Source organism: Ferruginibacter sp. (assembly GCF_014377975.1).
In the GTDB taxonomy this organism is placed as follows: domain Bacteria; phylum Bacteroidota; class Bacteroidia; order Chitinophagales; family Chitinophagaceae; genus Ferruginibacter.
The window spans coordinates 1-4,468 of the sequence record NZ_JACMOO010000070.1; the positions used below are offsets into that span (position 1 = coordinate 1).

The window sequence follows — 4,468 nt, forward strand, 5'->3', positions numbered from 1 at the left end:
ATCCACATTGGTTCTTAAAATATAAGGCTCCCCATTTTCATCAATTTTATTCACCAAACCAATGCGATCATTGTAGCTTAAATAAAAGAGGCTGATATCATACGTAAAAAAATTTTCAATAATTCCCCTAATACCGAGATCCGCATTCCATCCTTTAGGATCTTTCATATTGGGGTCTACTTTAGAAACAGTGCTAAACGGCAGTAACTGTGCGTAATCAACCGGGCGATAAGATTGAGCAATGTTGCCATATAAATTTGATGCTTTTCCAACACGGTATTGTAACCCTACACCAGATAAAACAAACTGCCGGGTTCTTTCTTTTTCTGCCTCGCCTGCAATATCATTGGCATCGTTTTCTTCTACATACGACATCAATAATTCATACCGCATTCCTGCAGTAACAGAAAACCGGTCATTGATTCTAAAAATGTTTTCAGCAAATGCAGCAAGATTGGTAGAACCAAAATGAAAATCTTCGTCGTATTTGCCGGTGGCGGTCATATCAAAATTACTGAGGTTATTTCCCGGTGCATCTTCCTTTCGGTCAAAACCGGCTGTGGCAAAACGAATACCGGTTGACACCGAACTCTTTATTTTACCCAGGTTGTAGCCATGCAACAACCGTATTTCTGTTGCCATGCTTTTCATAAATTCTTTGTCTATTTCCCTTACATTAAATTCGCCGGTTACCGGGTTTTGATAGTCGGGTATTTGTGGTAATGCGCTAAACCAAACCAGGCTTCTTTCGCCGGAAAGCAATGTTGATTTAACCGTAAGCAACGTATTTTTATTTATGGTATAATCCATGGAAGCCGTCAATACATTCCAAGGACTTTTTAACCAGTTACGGGAACGGACGGATGCTTTGCTGTCTGCCTGAAACTGTTCATCAGTAAGGCCTCCAGGCATTTTAATCTTGTTTCGAAGCAGGGTAAATTCAAGTCCAAATTTTATTTTTTCATTGGCCTGATAAGAAATTTTCCCATAGCCCGTAAGCTGTTTTTGTTGAGAATTGGCCCGCCATCCATCGTAGGTGCGGTAATTAAGAAAACTAAAATAACTCCATTTCTTTTTGGTTCCGCCCAATGCATGATAGCTGTTGAATAAACCATTGCTACCCGTTGTTTGCATCGTGCTGTAATTAAATGATTTGCCAGGCGTTGCTTCCTTCAATACATAATTTACCATTCCGCCCACATGCGATCCATATTGAATGGAAGCGGCACCCTTGATCATTTCTATCTTTTCAACAGCTTCCATGGGAGGCAAGTAGTAAGTTTCGTTGTAACCGTACACATCTGCCGCAATATTGTAACCGTTCTGTCGCACGTTAATTTCAAGCGACTGTACAGGATTTAATCCACGCACGCCAATACCATTGGCTACAAAGCCGCCAGTTTCACTTTCCACAATATTTAAACCGGGTATACGACCTAAAATTTGACGGGTATTGTTGATGGCTTTGTTGGCATCAATACTATCCACTTCTATAACCGTTGTTTTTTTACCAACGTAAATAGCAGTTTCCTTAATGTCATTTAACTGACCAGCCGCATTCTTGTTTTTATAGCCAACAACTTTTATTTCCCGCAGATTTTTTTCCTCTACACTGTCTTTAGTTTGTGCGATAACCGTTAAATTAAAAACTGGAATAAAAAAAATACTTAAAAAAAATCTAAAAGAATCAAATTGCATAATTCCGTTTTAACAATTATTTTCCTTTAGTTTGTTTGTAATGATTTTTACGCATGTCATCTTCATCATCCATATCCGGCCCCTGCATTACTTTGCGCCAGTCAACAGAACGGCCATATTTTTTCATGGCCTTTTCTACATCAAAAATCCTGGAATCATGTGGCTCTAAAGTATAGGGTGTATAATCTGGTTTGGCGGTAAAAAAGTCCTGTAGTAAAGAAGCGGTAACATCATACTGGTTCACATAAGGTACATCCAGAATATTATAAATAGTTTTTAAGATAGCACCAAAGTTGGCGTGGGTATGGCTCACATACCCCTTCTTTACATAAGGCCCTGCCATCATTAAAATACTGCGGTGTGCATCAATATGATCAACCCCGCCCTGCGGATCATCTTCTGTAATTATCACCAGCATATTTTTCCAGTATTTTGTACGGGAAAGAAAGTGAAGAATCCTGCCTACGGCCAGATCATTATCGGATACAAAAGAATGCGGAAAATAATAGCCATCTTCTGGTCTTGCGCCTGCGGTATGATCATTTGGAACCTGCATGGTGATTAAAGAAGGCAATGGCTTTTTTCCTTTGATCCACATTTTTGAAAACTCTTCTTCAAACTGGTTCATTCTGAATTGGTCGGGAATATTCATATTAAAACCAGCATAATTATGACTTGTTCTTGTAAACAATGCTTTTTGCATCGGCACCATTACGCCATGTGCTGCACCGGTGGCTGTATCCATCCACTCTTCCCGCACATGAGCGGTTTCATTGGCTTCACCAAAATTATAGAAGTTTACATGCTTTCTTTCCATTGCTTCCCACATGCCCCCAATTTCACCATAATCTTCCGGATCCATACTTCCCGTAGAACCAGGGAAACGACGACCAGGTGCCTTTGAAAAAAGGTTGGCTGTTTTATCTACGCTTGAATTGGCTTCTACCCATTCGTTGGGAATTACACCCATCATCCAATGGTGGCCATGTATGGAGGCATCGCTGTCGCAATAAAAATTATCGCTAAAAGAAAATTGCTTTGCAACCTTGTGATGATTGGGCGTAACTTTTAAATGTGCATATTTTACCTTTAAAGAATCGGGCAGTGTGTAGGCGCAATCCACGCCAAATCTTGCCAGGGTAGAATCCCCATTTGCATTTTTTAATTGCCCCATTACTTCATCATAACTTCTATTTTCTTTGGTGATGTACACAATGTATTTTATAGGGCTTTGGTGTAAACCCGGCAACGCCGGTAGTGGATTTTTTATATCATCTGGTATCGCTGTACTTACAAAAGTATTGCTGATAGTTTGCTTTGTATAATCCGCCAATTCGTTGGCAGAAGGCATTGGTACTTTTTGAAAAGTGCCTAATTGAATATCGCCGATATAAGTACCCTGAGGGGGAGTAATAAAACCTGCGCCGCCATTGGGCCCTGCGCCAAGGCCACGGCAACTGATGATGTACAATTCTTTTTCATCGTTGCTTAACAACACCCGTGTAGGCCCCCAGCCTGCTGGTATTAGCCCTTTGGTAGTTTTTGTTGCCACATCAATTACCGCTACCGCATTAAAGCCAAGCAGGGCAACGTACAATGTTTTTTCGTCTTTGCTAAGTGTGATGCCAAAGGGTAACAATCCGCGAAAATGATCAATGCGCTTGTCAACCTTTATTTGAATATGACCTGCTATTTTATGTTGTTTATAATCAATGATAGAAACATTATCATTGGTAGCATTGGTTACATAGGCAAATTGTTTACCCACTGCAATTGAGTTAGGACTTGCACCGCCCACTACTTCCGCACCTTCAATCATTTCACCTACCTGGAAACCGGTTTTAAATTTATCAATCACTTTATTGGTGGTAAGATTAATAGCAAATACGCTCATGGCTTCAGGAGAATGAGGACTACCAACGCCGGGAATTTTTTTTCCTTCTGTTTCCGTACCGTTGATTGATTCCTTTGTATTATCGCCGTAGGGATGATGAGAGATCATCATCGAATTATAATTGTCTTTGGTCATGCCTTCAATCAACGGATACGAATACACGCCTACATTGGCAACAAAGGCCATTTTTTTATCGGCGCTCAGCGCTAATCCGAAAGGCTGACGGCCTGCAGGAATAGAAGCGGTAATTTTTTTGGCAATAATATCGTAGCGCACTAACCTGAAATTTCCCCTGTCTAAAATCAACAGTTCGTGATTGGTTTCATTAAACAAAAGATCGGATGTAAAGCTGTCGTCAAACCGCGTGCCTCCTATTTCTCCGTTTAAAGAAATAGAATCTACCCGTTGTAGTTTTTCAATATCATACACAATCACCGCACCGTTATCGCCCCCACTTAAATAAACTGTTTTAGAATCGGGTGCAAAAGCTACGCCCAGAAAAGAACCCTGGGGCAAAACATTTTTTATAGTACTCGCAATAACTGAATCTGTCCCAAAAGCACTGCTGTTAAGTGGTTGATGCGTAAGCGGAGAATTGATTTTGTTTTCGTATCCTGGTACCCGGATATCTTTCAAAGTTGCCAGGTCAATAATGGTAAATACGCCATTGTGGAGCGTAACTGCTTTTTTACCATCGGGCGAAATGGCCATACCAAATGGTTTGTTGGTGATGCGGATTACATCGCCGGCAGGTGTAACAAAACGGCCACTAGGTAAAACAGAAGTACCGCCAGGAACTATTTTACAAAACTGACTGGCTGCGGGAACAGATAATACCGTTACTTTTTTCTGTTGTGCCTTTACTGAAAAACTTAA

The 4,468-nt window shown here is 40.6% G+C and carries 2 protein-coding genes; both read right to left on the bottom strand.

Annotated elements, in window-relative coordinates:
• On the bottom strand, positions 1–1,698 hold a 1,698-nt coding region (locus H7254_RS04370; protein ID WP_301931827.1), incomplete at its 3' end, for a TonB-dependent receptor.
• Between the two features lie 16 nt (positions 1,699–1,714).
• Positions 1,715–4,468, bottom strand: a 2,754-nt coding sequence (locus H7254_RS04375; protein ID WP_301931828.1) for a hypothetical protein, incomplete at its 5' end; no start/stop codon positions are given.